The organism is Sporosarcina sp. P3, assembly GCF_002743415.1.
Classification (GTDB): Bacteria; Bacillota; Bacilli; order Bacillales_A; family Planococcaceae; genus Sporosarcina; species Sporosarcina ureae_A.
Genome location: NZ_PDZE01000010.1, coordinates 92,707 through 108,067, shown reverse-complemented (window position 1 = coordinate 108,067; position 15,361 = coordinate 92,707). Strand labels below are relative to the sequence as shown.

Sequence of the window (15,361 nt, the reverse complement as noted above, 5' to 3'; positions counted from 1 at the left end):
GCACAGCATTATCGGAGGAATCGTTCAATGAAACATTTAGCAGGCGGCATACAATGGACCGTCTTTCTCATCGCATCATCTATTGCAGCGCCTATCGCGATTGCGCACGTTTTTGGCATGGATGCAGTAGCCACCTCTCTATTCATGCAACGGACTATATTCGTCCTAGGCATCGCCAGTTTAATTCAAGCATTTTTCGGGCACCGAATGCCAATCAATGAAGGACCCGCTGGCTTATGGTGGGGGATCTATGTAGTCTATGCCGGAATGGTCGGCATTTTTTATTCAACGTCGACAGACGCTTTACAGGCATTACAAAGTGGGATGTTGTACAGTGGAGTGCTATTCATTATCCTGGCGGCCACGGGAGTTATTACAAAAATGAAAGTGCTCTTCACACCTGCGATCACATTCACTTATTTAATGCTGTTAATCCTACAATTAAGCGGAACTTTTGTGAAAGGAATGTTGGGGGTCGAAAAAGCAGGAGACTACCTGGACCCAGTCATTTTACTTGGAAGTTTCCTAGTGTTATTGATCACATTTATTGCAATGGCTAACAAACGCCCGTTCATATCTAAATATGCGATATTGATTTCAATTGTACTTGGCTGGGGAATTTTCTTAATCCTAGGTAAAACACCAACTATTGCAAAAGTGTCCGATCAGTTAATCCAACTACCGGAAATGTTCGTCTATGGAAAGCCTGTATGGGACAGTGGCGTTCTCGTGACAGCGATCTTTATCACATTATTATTAGTAGCCAATATGCTTGCATCGATTCGTGTCATGGAACATTTATTGAAGCAATCTTTTCAAATCAACCCGACCGATCGCTTACGCCAAGGAGCATATGCCTCAGGATTCATTCATATGATCGCAGGAGCCTTTTCTGCTATTGGATCCGTACCGATATCAGGTTCTGCTGGGTTTGTAGGCACGACACGTATGCCGTCCATTAAACCATTTATTATGGGTAGCACGCTCTTAGTGTGTATCACGTTATTTCCAAGTGTCATGGCCATATTTGCGGCTTTGCCTGCACCCGTTGCATACGCTGTGACTTTCGCAATCTTTACGAAAATGGTGTCGATGGCATTCAATGAACTCGATGCGGATCCAGAAAAAGAACGTGCGCGCCAAGCCGTAGCATTTGGATTGATGGTAGGTATAGGTACAATGTTCGTCCCAGCAGAAAGTCTGTCGCAACTTCCTGCCGTGGTAGCTTCAACCTTATCTAACGGATTAATTACAGGAACGATTCTCGCGATCATGATTGAGCAATATATGATACGCAGAAGGAAAGGGAACACGTATAGTGAGATGTAAAAAAGCCCAACAGTGCTCATTGTCGGGCTTTTTTACGAATTATTTTCTTTTATCTTCTGTTGCACGATAGACTTCTTTCAAAGCATCGCGATACTCTTTACCACTTGCATTTTTCCGAGCGCGTAAAGCTTCTTCGGCAGTGGCTTCAAACTCCAGTCCCATTTCCTCGTTGATTGTTCCTTTATGAAACAAATGACGTATATCTTGATCCATAGAAATCCCTCCTCGTCATAATATGGTTTCATTCGAGATAACCATACATGAAGAAGAGTATTTCATTGAAAGAAAAAGGATTCCATGTCAAATTGTCGAATGAAGTAAAGTAGTAATACAATTCAGAAAAGGGAGTGGATCTGCATATGAGTAAAAAAGTATTGATTCTTGGCGGAGATGCCGTGGAAGCATTGGAAATTTTCTACCCGTATTATCGTTGTTTGGAAGAAGGATTTGACACGACTATTGCTTCACCAGCAGTAAAGAAATTATATACCGTTACCCATGACTTCATTGATGGAATGGAAACATATGTGGAAAAACCAGCGTATGGACTGGATTCGCATATTGCCTTCAAAGATGTCCATCCTGCAGACTACGATGCGCTCATTATTCCAGGTGGACGCGCACCAGAGTATATTCGTCTAGACGAATTCTTACCAGCTATTGTACGGCACTTTTTTGAAGAAAATAAACCAGTGGCGGCAGTTTGCCATGCTGCACAAGTATTGTCCGTCATTCCAGATCTAATGAAAGGCAGAGAATATACGGCCTATATCGCATGTAAGCCAGACGTTACAGCAGCGGGTGCCACATATATTGAAAAAGATCTTCATACAGAAGGAAATCTAGTGTCAGGACATGCTTGGCCTGATCTTCCAGGTTTAATGAGGGAATTCATGAAAATGGTCAATAAATAAAATATGCAAAGCTCGTTAGGCTTTGCAACAGACTGAAGACAAATCCAGAAATGGTACTGTCTTCAGTTTTTTTATATGGAATTTAGTAAGCAAGTAGAACAAATATCAAGAAGAGTAGAAAGGGAATCAGTAATGCTAAAAATAAGCCAGTCACAATTAGAATCGTACCAAATCCACGCCAAGAAGAAAAGTGATGGACAATCCCGATACCTTTAGACAGAATCACAGTACCGAAAATGCCTAATGCTAGTGTGAGTAAGTTTGTCAATAATAATACAATAGATAAAGTTCCAAATACAGCAGCATCTGCGTTGTTCATCATATCAACAAATAAATTCTTACCGAAAATAATGACTAGTAGCAAGTTAATCGGCATCATCCAGATCATCGGAATCGAAGCGATCGGTGACATTTGCACCATATCCTTGAAATTCCCTGTGCCTCCAAGCCATTTACCTACCCATGTGTAGAGAGCGGAACTAATGAACAGGCTGATAATAGTCCCGATGAATGACGATAGTATACTAAGCAGGATAATTAGAGGCAATGATAGATCAGGTAATAGGTCCGTTTCAGCAAATGATGTCAAACCGACGCTAACAGAAGTAAGGAATAAGATGAAAAAACTATAATTCCATGTTTTATATTCGAGAACATACCGAATCGTTTGCTTAGGTTGTGTCCATACCGAAATGAGTGGCTTCATGTGAAGACCTCCTTTTATATAGTCTACTATACGTGAGAGTGCTACCAGATGTTTCATAAAGTTGGTTTAAAATCCTTAAACATTAAAAAAACATATAGATTTGCTATACTTTTCCTAGCAACTATTGGAGGAGGAATTATTCATGGCAAAATTATTTAGTCCTTATACTATACGTGGCGTCGAATTTAAAAATCGGATCGCAATGGCACCGATGTGTATGTATTCTTCACATAATCAAGATGGTAAAGTAGAAGACTGGCATAAAACACATTATACGACTCGCGCAGTTGGACAAGTCGGCCTAATTATCGTTGAAGCCACAGCCGTTCAGCCGCAAGGAAGAATCTCAAGTGAGGATTTAGGAATCTGGTCAGATGAGCATCTAGAAGGTCTAACTGAAATCGTTCGCTTGATGAAACAGCACGGTGCCCGTACCGGTATCCAATTAGCACATGCAGGCAGAAAAGCGACAGTGGACGGAACTATTCATGCTCCAAGCCCCATTGCATATAGTGAACAATATAAAACGCCGACGGAAATGACAATTACTGATATCGAAGAAACGATTGAAGCTTTTAAACAAGGAGCTATCCGTTCAAAGCAAGCTGGTTTTGATGTAATTGAAATTCATGGCGCACATGGATACTTACTAAATGAGTTTTTAACACCGTTATGTAATCATCGTGACGATCAATACGGTGGATCAGCAGAAAATCGTTACCGTATACTTGGACAAGTGATTGATGCCATCCGGTCTGTTTGGGACGGTCCGTTATTCGTCAGAATCTCAGCAGAAGATTATCAAGAAGGTGGCATGAATCCTTCACAGTATGCAGAAATGGCGGGTTGGATGAAAGAACAAGGTGTTGATTTAGTCGACGTGAGCTCCGGTGGTGTAGTACCAGCTACAATCCATCCTTTCCCAGGCTATCAAGTGCCGTTTGCGGATACAATTCGTCAGCAGGCAACTATTGCAACAGGTGCGGTAGGATTGATTACATCCGCGCTACAAGCGGAAGAAGTTCTCCAAAATGATCGTGCTGATATCGTATTACTTGCTCGCGAACTATTACGTGATCCTTATTGGGCGTATACAGCAGCTAAAGAGCTAGGTGTTGAAATCGAATCTCCTGTTCAATATAAACGCGGCTGGACGTTCTAATCATTTTGTAGGTTATGTTTTATCATTGAAGAATATTAATTCTGAACGAATCTCATCCCCGATATGTAAGATAGCGAATGAATAATGAGGCATTTTCCGCTTGTCTGTCGGGGAACCGGGGTTCAGCAACAAAGTTTTATCCATGTAACGGAGCATTGGAATATGGGAGTGCCCGAAGATAATGACATCTAGTGGTTCTCCTTCAAATGCTTCAATTGCACGCTTTTCCGTCGTTTTGTTTTCTCCATGTCCATGTACTAAGCCGATCTTTACGTCTCCTGCTTGAATGATCTGCTGCAATGGAAACTGTCCTTTTATATCCTCTCCATCCACATTTCCAGAAACACCTTTTACTTCCGCAAATTCAGAAAGCCTCTGTACTACGTCAGGTGATTTCCAATCACCCGTATGTACAATTAAATCAGCCGTAATACATTCGTTTAGTAAACGTGCAGGCAAAACACTTCCTCTACCAGGAATATGTGTATCTCCTGTTATGACAATTTTCATGATGAACCTCCTAGATATGTAATTGCTTATATCATATCCCTTATCACTGCATAGCAAACAAAGAATCGGACATACTATTGCTATAACGGGAGGCGATCTATATGGAAGACTATACATTTACAGATGCAGTACTGGCAGATTATAAAACCGGTATGGGTGCAATGAGTGAACAATTGCCGAAATTAATGAAATCATTCCATGCGTTTACAGAAATTAGTTTTGAAGAAGGAGAAATCAGTCAAAAATATAAGCAGCTGATCGCACTTGCTGTAAGTGTTTATGCCCATAGTGAGTATTGTATTATTTTCCACACGAAAGCTTGCATGGATGCAGGTTGTACAGTTCCAGAAGTGTTGGAAGCGGTCGGTGTAGCAGCGGCACTTGGCGGTGGAAGTGCTTTGAGTCAAGCCGTCACATTGGTTATGCAGACGATTGACGAATTACAGGGAAATTCTAAACCTTTACAGTGAGAGAACACCTTGTCGAGTAGAGTCGATGAGGTGTTTTTTAATACATTGCAATGCGATGTACACCGTGTTACTATGCATTAAAGAGGTGAGTGAGATGGATCAGGAAATGATGAAGGGCAGTATTGATCTGATTTTATTGTCACTAATCGCCCAACGCGATTTATATGGCTATGAAATTGTGAAGGTGTTAAAAGAGTTAAGTAATGATACGTATGAAATGAGTGAAGGAACGTTATATGCAGCTTTAAAACGATTGGAGAAAAAAGGTTGGGTAAAATCGTATTGGCAAGAAAGTGAAAGTGGCCGTAGAAAATATTATCATCTAACTGATGAAGGTAGCGTGGCATTAGAAACAAAACAAGAAAATTGGGAGTGGATGAATGCGCTTGTCCATAAAAGTTCGGATGGTTTAATATGAAAAAAGTATTTGAGCGTTTCATTAGTAAGGTGGTAAAACAAACAGACGGTAATGCGGAAGAACGAAAGGATTTGACTGAGGAATTACTTAGTCATTTGTATTGTGCTTATGAGGATTTGCAAAAACAAGGATTCTCACATGAGAAGGCGATGGAATTGGCGATGGCGAATTTCGGTGATGAGAAAGAAGTGGGTAAGCAACTTCAGCACGCGCTGTATCCATATCGACGAGAGATGATGCTCAGTCTTGCAAGTGCATCTTTACTTTTCATTTACAGCACCTACTTGCTTCAGCTGTTCACAAGAGGTCATGCTGAAATCACTTGGCTTTGTTTGGCGGTACTTATTAGTGCAGCAATCTTGACCCTAACGCTGCATCCTATCACAGCATTGCATCGCCGTCTAACGGTAAATGGGTTACTGATCGGCCATGCCTTGTTATCAATCTATGGAAGTTTATTAGCAATGGATTTAGAAACCGCTTACTCGATTCCATTAACTATATTTTCTTACGCAATACTATTGTTTTCGATTGTTCTAGTTTACCGTACTACCATTTATGATTTTCCTTCCTCTAAACAAACACTTGAAAAAGATGCCAGGAGAATACATTTTATAAATATTACAATCGGTCTCATAGTAATGGCTTTATCTTTGTTCTTGCTATGGGCATTTTTAATATTTGCCGAAGAAATAAAACCTACTTTGCTATTATTCACGATTCCGTTAGTCATGTGGGCGATCACCTATACGATACAACTTCATTTATTGGCAACTGGACGCAAGAAATGGACGTATAGTGTTACAGCTTTACAATTTCTATGGATTATAGCGGTGATTATGATTTGGACTTTATGAATATAAGGGAGGTTGACCTATGAAAAAGTCGCTAGTATTCATACTAAGTTCCATCGCACAGTTAACAGCGGTGTTTATCATGCTAGGTGTATTGTTCAATAAAGATGAGAATCAAAAACAAGAAGGAATGACTGATATCTTTGCGATATCAACCAAAAATGAAATTGCTTATGTTTCTTATCACAAAGGGCAAGCGACAATCAACCTGGATAGTCAACAGAATCTCGTTCAATTATCTGTTGAGAAAGAAATCGCTGATATAACATTCTCGGAAGATGGTACACACCTTGCTTATATTGTACGGAATAAAGACCTTGAGAATCATATTGGTTCAGATATCCATGTAATCGATTTGGGTTCACTTATAGATCAGGTAGTACACACATCTGATAGTCTAATCACGGAGATGGCGTTTGATCCAAAATATCCTGAGAAGTTGTTTTATATTGAGGCGAGTACCTATACAAATTATTCACCTATTGCTTCAAAACATCCTCATGATTTCGATGTGTATAGCTTTGATTTAATGAAAGGTATTCATACAAAACATACAGATATGAAGAAATATAGTATGGGCTCACTACAAGTTTCTGCTGAAAAGAATTCTGTTTATGTACAAACAAATGATGACACATACAACGAAACGGCTGAAGAAGTGTTCGCAAGTAAAGAGAGGATATTTGAAATACCTCTAGACACACCGGATAAAAAGTCAGTCATCAGCAACCCTGTTCAAGCAGAGGATGTGTATGATTTTATCTTGTTACCTGAACAACAAAGTATTATTTATCAGGCAGTAGCTGGAACTGGAACGAACGGAATTTACGAATATGAGTTATTTACGTTTAATTGGAAAACGCATCAAACGGAACAGCTGACGACATTAAAAGAGTCTACATCAAAGCCTGCAGTTGGTCCTGACGATAAAATTTACTTTATGGTAGATCGTGAATTTGGTTCACGCAAGCCTGATTACCACCTATATCGAATGAATCAAGATGGAAGCGGAATAGAAGAACTAGAGCTCAATGGATAATAAATCACTTCTTCATAAGTAACCTACATGCTATATAGATTACTTATGAAGATATGTATATGTAGTATAAAAATCGTTTTCTCATATGTATCGTATGTTTCATTATGCTAAAGACAGGGTAGCGGATAAACAGTATAGAAATTCGGAAGGGGATATAAAACGTTGATTCAAACATCAAATGCTTTATTGACAAAGGAAGACTTTGCACAACGTGATGATTTACCGGAATGGCTTCTTAGAGAATACCAAACGTTTCATAATACTGTGACCGATAAAACATTTCCTTGTTATTTTGGAATGGCTGGTGAAAACAAAGGTGAATTACGCTATGCCTATATTTCTCAAGAGGACTGGTCAAATTTACCTCAAGCATTGGAAGAGTTTTTGACACTATTTAACAATCCAAAGCATAAACGACACGGGTTATTTGTGTTTGTGGAACCCTTTGAGAAGGAAGGATCAATAGAAGAGTATCGTCAGCAATTTTGGGATATTTTGCAGTACGTACATATAGAAGATACCGAAGAATGGCCGGCTGACGCTCCACGGGACCCAGATCATTATTTATGGGATTTCCACTTTCATGGCGAGCCCATTTTCGCTTTTGGCAATGCACCTGCGTATAAACAACGGAAGACTCGTGATCTAGGGAACGCTATGGTCATTGGTTTCCAGCCACGAAAAATTTTCAAAGGTCTGACAGGCACTGAAAAAGGCGGCATCAATTCACGTGAAAAAGTTCGTGAACGTGTGGAGGTATGGGATGATCTGCCCAAGCATCCGGATATAAGTCACTACGGCGATCCAACACATAATGAATGGAAACAATTTTTCATCGGAGACGATTGTGTGCCACTAACTGGAAAATGTCCTTTTACTCATAAGGATATGTAATCATAGGATGTCTCTACAGTCGTAAACATACGGTTGTTGGAGATGTCCTTCTATTTAGTTAGTCCAAGCTCAACACCGCAACCTATTACTTTATTTCGGATATCTATTATCAATTGCCTTATACAGTTTTTTACTCTTATGATGTACATACAGAGGAGTGGGCAAAATGAAGAAATACAGTCAAGAAGTTCAGGGATTACTTGTGGATGATGAAACGCGCTGTGTTCATTACTCGACAGAAAATGATCGAATTGCGATCAAGTTTTATTGCTGTAAAATATACTACCCATGTCACCTATGTCATGAAGAAACAGGTTGCGGACATCATGCTGTCTGGCCGGCTAGTCAGTCTAACAAAAAAGCCATACTGTGCGGTAGTTGCGGACACGAACTCACTATTACCGAGTACTTGCAAAGCGACTATCAATGTCCTTCGTGTATGGCGGATTTTAATCCGGGTTGCGGTCTGCATAAGGAACTGTACTTTGAAAATGAGGCAAGTAGCTGAATGGTTTTAACTATGACCAACAGGGAACACTATGTAAAACAGGTAAAGTGAGGGGTTTGCATGAAACAACAGACGATGAATACAGAAGAACTATTGGCGTTTGCTGAAAGGTCGCATGAATCGGGAACATCTTGGATCCAGCAAGCGGATTATGCAGGAGAAGAAGTAATCATGACGGATGAAGACCTTGCAGGCAAGGAGCCTTTGCAACGTCTACGGATAGTAGTGGAGTCGGCTGGAAATGCGAAATACTTCGAATCACTTTTCTATACTGGAGCTGAATTAGAAGAATTAATGAGTGAACTTGAACCCGTTTTCGAGACGTTCCCAAAAAGAGTGTTGAGTTCAGATGAAATGGATGAAAAAGTACAAAATATAACAGAATAACGAAGAGGATCTTCTGCCAAAGCTAGAAGATCCTCTTTCTCATTCCAAGTACTGCAGTATTTCTTCTATTGCCAGTTCACCAGCAATTTCCCAACGACTTTTATCACGAATTTTAGCATCTCGATCCAACGGTTCTTGGAATTGATTGAACGAACCACTTATTAAAGAACTTGAGTCGGGATCCAGTCCTGTATTGACCACATGTTTGATCACATAAGGTTTTTTAAATTTTATAAAGGTGTTGAAATCGTCAAGTTCACCGTCATGAACTTCAAAGGGAACACGTAAGTAAATGGTTTCTCCGGCTTCTCTATGAAGAATGGAATCAAAACTGCCTTTATGATAATCCCAGCCTCCGCCAAAATGATATCCGTGCTGATCCACTTTATCCCGTAAAGTTCCAAAGCACGCTAGTTTGCCTTCAATCGGTGTATCTAATTCCAGCATGAAATCACTCCTTTTAATTAGCATTCCTAACTAGCAAATATTTATACAGGGAATAAAAAAACAGCGAAAAGGTTTCTGATTTACGTATCCCGGGTAAAAGTATCAACACAGCGTTAAAATATTTAACTATTATAATAGGAGGAGATTTATATGAGTAAGAATAGATATATTGGGATGTACTTTAATGAAACAGAGTTAGTGAACCGTCTGGATGAGCTGAAAAAAGAAGGTTGGCCTGAAGATGATATTTATGTAGTTGTAAAAAATGATGACCAGCTCACTATGGTTAGAAGTCGTTCAGACGCAGAAATTAAATCCGCAGATGATTCATGGTGGGATCGCTTCATGGGGTTCGTGTCAGGGGAAGATCACGTACGCCGCATGGTCGAAAATCTAGACTTTGGAAAAGAAGATACAATGAAGTACTATCGCGACATTGAACAAGGTGGCATGTTGCTTTATGTGGATTCGGGTGAAGCTAGCCGCCACTACAAGGATAATATGGAGTTCTATGGCAGGGACGGGAAAAGTACGGACGTCAATCTTGGAGCAAATGGTCTGAGCATTACAGATCAAGAATTGAATGGAGGAGACCCTGCATTCAGAATGAGTCAGACACTACCTGATCAAACAGTAAATCATCAGGATCACGAAGTAGACCCTGCACTTCATACAAATGATCCTAGTTTAACTGATACCGACACGGAAGAAGAACGTTTACGTCTACATGAGGAACGACTTCAAGTAGATAAGCATGCGACACAACGTGGAGAAATTCATGTAGAGAAAGAAGTCGTGGAAGAACCTAGATCAGTAGATGTCAGTGTTTCACATGACGAAGTCACCATTGAACGTAGACCTATTGTAGATGGTGAAGCTAGTGTGAACGACCGCTATGGTAATAACGCAGCGTTCAAAGAAGATGACGAAACAATTCGTATTCCGATTACCGAAGAACAAGTAGAAGTGACTAAGAAGCCAGTTGTCACAGAAGAAGTTGTTCTCAAGAAGCGTGAAGTTGTAGAGAATGAAACGATTCACGATACAGTAAAACGTGAGGAAGTACACTTCGACAAAGAAGGTGACGTAGACATCAAGGGAGACCCGTTAGATAAGGATCGTTTCTAAAAAGACATATAGCAAACACCTTGTCATTCCCTTTCTGCATAATGTAAGATAGACGTAATAGCCAGGAAGGGGAGATGACATGTTTAAGCATCCAGGTATTGCCGCCGTGCTAAGTTTTTTCTGGACTGGCGTCGGTCAAATTTATAACGGACAAATCCTTAAAGGGATTTTGCTTATTATCTTGCAAGCAATTAACGGGTTACTTATGTTTGTAGTGATCGGCTTCATTACGTATCCTATTGTATGGATTTGGGGAATGTACGATGCCTATAAAACTGCAGAGCGTATGAATTACAATCAAAACCGATATAATTAACAATGAAAAATGTCCCTGCCGGAAGTGGCTGGGACATTTTTCTGTTTTACTTATTTAATTTCCACGTAGAATAATTCAATGTTAGTGCGAACATGACCCATCCGATATAAGGGACCATCAATGCACCTGCGGTATGATCGGTCTGATTGAATTCATACGCTGTCATAGCAATGGCACCTAACATAATCGACATCTCGACCAGTGCGGTACCTCGCAAATTCCACTTAAAGAATAAGAAAGACCAAAGAAAATTGAGACCTAATTGAACGTCATATAAGGAGATGGCGGAATCGTTTTTATTTGTATCCTGCTTCATTTCTACACGGTAATTCGCTACACCCATCATCGTGTATAGAGTCGTCCAAGCAATCGGGAATATAGCCCCGGGAGGAGAAAATGAAGGTTTGTCCAATTTAGCATACTGTTCTTGTGTATTACGGTTGGCAAAATACCCGATAATCGATCCACCAACAACGGGTATCAGCACATTACGCGTTAGCTTCTTCCAATCTAGTTCACTCTGTACTTTTAGCAACTCCAAAGTAAAACCTCCTTTTAGAAAGCTTTCCCTTTTCGCTACTTACTAAACAGTTATCATGTATTCGCTGTATACATCACTTCACCAGCAACTACAGTCTTCTCTACTTGTATTTCAGCTATTCGATCCACTTCCACGGAGAAAAGATCTTCTTGTAATACAGTAAAGTCCGCATCAAATCCAACGGAAATCTTTCCTCGTGAATCAGCTTTACCTATAGTAGCTGCTGCACCAGAAGTAAATAATTGTACTGCCTCATAGCGACTCAGCTTTTCTTCTGGCAAATACCCTTCATGCTGTTCAATACTCAATCTCCTTGTGATTGCGGCGTGTATTCCAAGCAATGGATTCGGGTCTTCAATTGGCGCATCTGACCCACCGCCACATATAAACCCTTTAGTTAGAAGTTTCTTCCAAGCATACGCCCAGTCAAGCCGGTCCTTGCCGAGTCGATCTCCAACCCAAGGAAAATCGGAAGGGACGAAAGCAGGCTGAATATCTAAAACAATCGGGAGCTTTTGCATACGCTCCACTAAGTCCTCACGCAATAAGATGACATGTATTAACCGGTCTTTTTTACCTGTAGGGGCAGGATGTCTTTCAATGATATCTAATGCTTTTTCTACTGCCAGATCCCCAATCACATGTATAGCAACAGCTTCTCCATAGTGCCTTGCCATTTTGACGTGGTCCTCGAGCTCTTCATCAGTTAATACAGTAGTTCCTACATTATTGGGTTCATCAGAATAAGGCTCACTTAACAGCGCTGTACTGCCGCCCAAAGCACCATCAATGAAGAACTTCATCTCACCAGGTTCTATCCACGGTACATTATAGAATGGATGATCTTCCATCAAATCAGAAAACACGCTAAAATGACGTAGTAAGTGAGCACGGAATTTTCGATCACCGCCTAGTACGTTATTGAAGGCTTTTAATGGCGTCTGATAATGACCGTAGTAACCTAAGTCATCTGTCACAACGCCTGTCAAACCAACAGATAGGAGGTGGTCAACAGAAGTTTCCAATGCTTTCGTTACATAAGCCAGTGTTGGATTTGGCAATAGTTCAAGCACTCGCTGCATAGCGCCTTCTTTCAATAACCCCGTTGGCTCTCCGGTATGATCGCGTTCAATGACACCATCATCAGGATCAGGCGTATCTCTTGTAATGCCAGCCAGTTCGAGGGCCCTTGAATTCACGATTGCTGCATGCCAGCAAGTGCGTTTTAATAACATAGGTGAATCTGTTACAGTATCCAACTCATAGCGTGTAAAGATTTTCTTGTCAGGAAAATTATTCTCATCCCAGCCCTCTCCGATAAACCATTCATCGTTAGGCAAGTCCTTATACGCATTCAGAAGTAACTCCATCATGTCCTCTGATGAAGTAGTGTTTGATAAATCAAGGCGTAATAGCTTTTCACCTTGTCCGATTATGTGCATATGGTTATCGATAAAACCTGGATAAACAAATGCCCCCTGCAAGTCTATTTGTTCTTCGGCTTGATTTTTTAACTTATCATATGATCCGGTAGCTACTATTTTTCCGTCTTTTGTCAGTAAGGCATCTATTGTATCTCCTTCATTTTGCATCGTATAGAAGAGTGCATTAAACCAAATCGTAATCATAGTAAAACCTCCTTATCTTCCTATAGTAAATCGACTGAGATAATTCGACAATAGAATAAATTCTAAAAAATCTTTTTATCAAAAAAAACGGCTGTATTTTCAGCCGTTTACTTTATTGTACATTCTATTATTGTGAAGACCTATTAATACATCTTCATATACCTTTCAAGCTCCCACGGATGCACTGTAATTCGGTAGCTTTCCCATTCTTGATGTTTTGCTTCACTGAAGTTCGCATAAATATGTGAACCGAGTGCGTCTTGTATAATCAAATCTTCTGATAAGGCGATGAGCGCATGGTCAAGATCTGTTGGTAATAAACCAATGCTATTTTCCGCAAGCTCATCTGCTTTCATCTCATATATATTACGATCAACAGGGGCTGGGGGAGTTAGTTTACGCTTGATGCCATCGAGACCCGCTTTTAAAATAACAGCCAACGCCAAGTAGGGATTTGCCGATGAATCGACGGAACGTACTTCAACACGTGTGCTCATTCCACGTGATGCAGGGATGCGGATCAATGGACTACGATTCTGTGCGGACCAAGCGACATAACAAGGCGCTTCATAGCCAGGTACTAAACGTTTGTAAGAATTGACTGTCGGATTCGTGATGGCGGTGAAGCCGCGTACATGATCTAGCACACCAGCCATGAAATGATAAGCAGTTTCACTTAACTGGCGTTCGCCACCTTCGTCAAAAAAGATGTTTTTGCCATCTTTAAATAGAGAAACATTGCAATGCATGCCCGAGCCGCTCACTCCGTATAATGGCTTAGGCATGAATGTGGCATGTAAGCCGTGTTTGCGAGCGATCGTCTTAACGACTAGTTTAAAGGTTTGGATATGATCGCATGCCGTTAATACATCAGCATATTTAAAATCAATTTCATGTTGTCCTGGCGCTGCCTCATGATGGGAAGCTTCCACTTCAAATCCTAATTCTTCAAGTTCCAAGACAATATCACGACGACAATTTTCACCTAGATCAATGGGGGCCAAATCAAAATAGTCACCATGGTCGTTTAGCTCCATTGTCGGTTGTTTATTTGCGTCAAGTTTAAAAAGAAAGAATTCTGGTTCAGGTCCTAAGTTAAAATCAGAGAATCCAAGCTCTTTCATTTCTTCAACGATGCGTTTTAAATTTCCTCGAGGATCTCCAGAAAAAGGTTCACCATTCGCCAAGTAGACGTCGCAGATTAGGCGTGCTACTCTTCCTGTACCTGAAGGCCATGGAAATACCATCCATGTATCTAAGTCAGGTACTAAATACATGTCTGATTCTTCAATCCGTACAAAACCTTCAATAGAAGATCCGTCAAACATCATTTTATTGTCTAGCGCCTTTTCGAGCTGGCTGATCGGAATTTCTACATTCTTTATCATGCCAAAAATATCGGTAAATTGAAGACGAATGAAATTTACATTGTTTTCTTCCACGAATTGATAAATATCTTCTCTTGTAATGCTTCCCATCAGACCACACTCCTTATGATTGCTTGGTACGAATCATCTTCGCAACATTTTTTTATAATAAAGCTGGCAAAACAAGATTACAAGAGTTTTTTCTATTTTTTGAAAGAATTATAAGACTTAAGTTCTTGATTTAATGATAAATATAAGTTGGAAAAATGACGCATTGAAAAAACAGTTCTATTCAACTAGTAAAATAAATGCACAATAGAACCTAAAACCAGTATGTGGAATGTTTGATCAGTTACGATCATCAGCCAATTGCCTTCAGGATTTTTAACACCCATAATTGTTCGAACCCACCAGCAGACGAAAAATCGTTTATCTAAAAAAACATGACTAACATATATGAGAATAATGGCAAGCCATGAAACCTGAAATCCGCTAACGAGAATAGCCGCAAAAATCGTGAGCGTATAAACTAAACAATGTGTCAATAAAGGAATCCATTTATTCGCTTTATTCATAGCCATCCAAGTATTTTGCAATAAATAATCCCCGACTAAATGACCGATAAGTAAGTAAGTAAAAAGGTTCATTCGGTTCCCCCTTAATAGGAAATGTATAACGAAGTAACTATATTTTGTTCTTTTAACATGCTAATATTAACACACAAAGGAAAAAGGTAGAAAATC

20 protein-coding genes are annotated in these 15,361 nt (G+C 40.1%); 12 read left to right on the top strand and 8 right to left on the bottom strand.

Going from position 1 to position 15,361, the window contains the following annotated elements; genetic code table 11:
* Window positions 1-27 precede the first annotated feature (27 nt).
* On the top strand, window positions 28-1,329 hold the full coding sequence (locus CSV61_RS12860; protein WP_099639530.1) for a purine/pyrimidine permease: 1,302 nt from the start codon (window positions 28-30) through the stop codon (window positions 1,327-1,329).
* 39 nt (window positions 1,330-1,368) lie between these two features.
* On the opposite strand, the gene CSV61_RS16865 is transcribed toward CSV61_RS12860, so the two are convergent.
* Entirely contained in the window at window positions 1,369-1,542 is a 174-nt protein-coding gene (locus CSV61_RS16865) for a hypothetical protein (RefSeq protein WP_156890537.1), read from the bottom strand.
* 146 nt (window positions 1,543-1,688) lie between these two features.
* Between CSV61_RS16865 and CSV61_RS12855 the strand changes: the two genes are divergently transcribed.
* Window positions 1,689-2,243, top strand: coding sequence for a DJ-1/PfpI family protein (locus CSV61_RS12855; RefSeq protein ID WP_099639529.1), 555 nt, complete (start codon window positions 1,689-1,691; stop codon window positions 2,241-2,243).
* Window positions 2,244-2,325: 82 nt separating this feature from the next.
* Here the strand turns inward: CSV61_RS12855 and CSV61_RS12850 are convergent, their stop codons facing one another.
* On the bottom strand, window positions 2,326-2,949 hold the full coding sequence (locus CSV61_RS12850; protein WP_158233853.1) for a Yip1 family protein: 624 nt from the start codon (window positions 2,947-2,949) through the stop codon (window positions 2,326-2,328).
* A gap of 142 nt (window positions 2,950-3,091) precedes the next feature.
* Here CSV61_RS12850 and namA point away from each other — a divergent pair, with 142 nt between their 5' ends.
* A complete protein-coding gene (gene namA, locus CSV61_RS12845) occupies window positions 3,092-4,111 on the top strand; it encodes an NADPH dehydrogenase NamA (RefSeq protein ID WP_099639527.1) in 1,020 nt (339 codons plus the stop codon).
* Window positions 4,112-4,123: 12 nt separating this feature from the next.
* On the opposite strand, the gene CSV61_RS12840 is transcribed toward namA, so the two are convergent.
* Complete coding sequence (locus CSV61_RS12840; RefSeq protein ID WP_099639526.1) at window positions 4,124-4,621, bottom strand: metallophosphoesterase family protein; 498 nt, start codon at window positions 4,619-4,621, stop codon at window positions 4,124-4,126.
* A gap of 101 nt (window positions 4,622-4,722) precedes the next feature.
* On the opposite strand from CSV61_RS12840, the gene CSV61_RS12835 reads away from it, so the two are divergent.
* The 7 genes from CSV61_RS12835 to CSV61_RS12805 all read left to right on the top strand — a co-directional run bounded on the left by CSV61_RS12835 (window position 4,723) and on the right by CSV61_RS12805 (window position 9,191).
* Window positions 4,723-5,091 carry a carboxymuconolactone decarboxylase family protein gene (locus tag CSV61_RS12835; RefSeq protein ID WP_099639525.1) on the top strand — a complete coding sequence of 123 codons (369 nt, stop codon included), beginning with the start codon at window positions 4,723-4,725 and terminating at the stop codon, window positions 5,089-5,091.
* A gap of 94 nt (window positions 5,092-5,185) precedes the next feature.
* On the top strand, window positions 5,186-5,509 hold the full coding sequence (locus CSV61_RS12830) for a PadR family transcriptional regulator (protein WP_083033790.1): 324 nt from the start codon (window positions 5,186-5,188) through the stop codon (window positions 5,507-5,509).
* Complete coding sequence (locus tag CSV61_RS12825) at window positions 5,506-6,366, top strand: permease prefix domain 1-containing protein (RefSeq protein WP_099639524.1); 861 nt, start codon at window positions 5,506-5,508, stop codon at window positions 6,364-6,366. Before CSV61_RS12830 ends, CSV61_RS12825 begins: the two co-directional genes overlap by 4 nt.
* Window positions 6,367-6,385: 19 nt before the next feature.
* Complete coding sequence (locus CSV61_RS12820; RefSeq protein WP_099639523.1) at window positions 6,386-7,402, top strand: TolB-like translocation protein; 1,017 nt, start codon at window positions 6,386-6,388, stop codon at window positions 7,400-7,402.
* 162 nt (window positions 7,403-7,564) lie between these two features.
* Window positions 7,565-8,296 (top strand): YqcI/YcgG family protein, encoded by a 732-nt coding sequence (locus CSV61_RS12815; RefSeq protein ID WP_083033785.1) that lies wholly within the window; start codon window positions 7,565-7,567, stop codon window positions 8,294-8,296.
* Between the two features lie 166 nt (window positions 8,297-8,462).
* The gene (locus tag CSV61_RS12810; protein ID WP_099639522.1) at window positions 8,463-8,804 is read left to right on the top strand and encodes a CHY zinc finger protein; all 342 of its coding nucleotides are present in this window, start codon (window positions 8,463-8,465) and stop codon (window positions 8,802-8,804) included.
* Window positions 8,805-8,864: 60 nt separating this feature from the next.
* On the top strand, window positions 8,865-9,191 hold the full coding sequence (locus CSV61_RS12805; protein ID WP_083033781.1) for a hypothetical protein: 327 nt from the start codon (window positions 8,865-8,867) through the stop codon (window positions 9,189-9,191).
* A gap of 39 nt (window positions 9,192-9,230) precedes the next feature.
* On the opposite strand, the gene CSV61_RS12800 is transcribed toward CSV61_RS12805, so the two are convergent.
* The gene (locus tag CSV61_RS12800) at window positions 9,231-9,638 is read right to left on the bottom strand and encodes a YugN family protein (RefSeq protein WP_099639521.1); all 408 of its coding nucleotides are present in this window, start codon (window positions 9,636-9,638) and stop codon (window positions 9,231-9,233) included.
* A gap of 150 nt (window positions 9,639-9,788) precedes the next feature.
* On the opposite strand from CSV61_RS12800, the gene CSV61_RS12795 reads away from it, so the two are divergent.
* Together CSV61_RS12795 and CSV61_RS12790 are read left to right on the top strand one after the other, a co-directional pair.
* Window positions 9,789-10,766 (top strand): YsnF/AvaK domain-containing protein, encoded by a 978-nt coding sequence (locus CSV61_RS12795; protein ID WP_099639520.1) that lies wholly within the window; start codon window positions 9,789-9,791, stop codon window positions 10,764-10,766.
* Between the two features lie 79 nt (window positions 10,767-10,845).
* Complete coding sequence (locus CSV61_RS12790; protein WP_083033774.1) at window positions 10,846-11,082, top strand: hypothetical protein; 237 nt, start codon at window positions 10,846-10,848, stop codon at window positions 11,080-11,082.
* Window positions 11,083-11,128: 46 nt separating this feature from the next.
* Here the strand turns inward: CSV61_RS12790 and CSV61_RS12785 are convergent, their stop codons facing one another.
* The 4 genes from CSV61_RS12785 to CSV61_RS12770 all read right to left on the bottom strand — a co-directional run bounded on the left by CSV61_RS12785 (window position 11,129) and on the right by CSV61_RS12770 (window position 15,265).
* Window positions 11,129-11,623: a TspO/MBR family protein gene (locus CSV61_RS12785; protein ID WP_099639519.1), complete on the bottom strand. Its 495-nt coding sequence runs from the start codon at window positions 11,621-11,623 to the stop codon at window positions 11,129-11,131.
* A 53-nt stretch (window positions 11,624-11,676) separates the two neighbouring features.
* Window positions 11,677-13,251 carry an amidohydrolase gene (locus CSV61_RS12780; RefSeq protein ID WP_099639518.1) on the bottom strand — a complete coding sequence of 525 codons (1,575 nt, stop codon included), beginning with the start codon at window positions 13,249-13,251 and terminating at the stop codon, window positions 11,677-11,679.
* Window positions 13,252-13,394: 143 nt separating this feature from the next.
* Entirely contained in the window at window positions 13,395-14,729 is a 1,335-nt protein-coding gene (glnA, locus tag CSV61_RS12775; RefSeq protein WP_099639517.1) for a type I glutamate--ammonia ligase, read from the bottom strand.
* 185 nt (window positions 14,730-14,914) lie between these two features.
* Window positions 14,915-15,265, bottom strand: coding sequence for a DUF3307 domain-containing protein (locus tag CSV61_RS12770; protein WP_099639516.1), 351 nt, complete (start codon window positions 15,263-15,265; stop codon window positions 14,915-14,917).
* Between the last annotated feature and the right edge of the window lie 96 nt (window positions 15,266-15,361).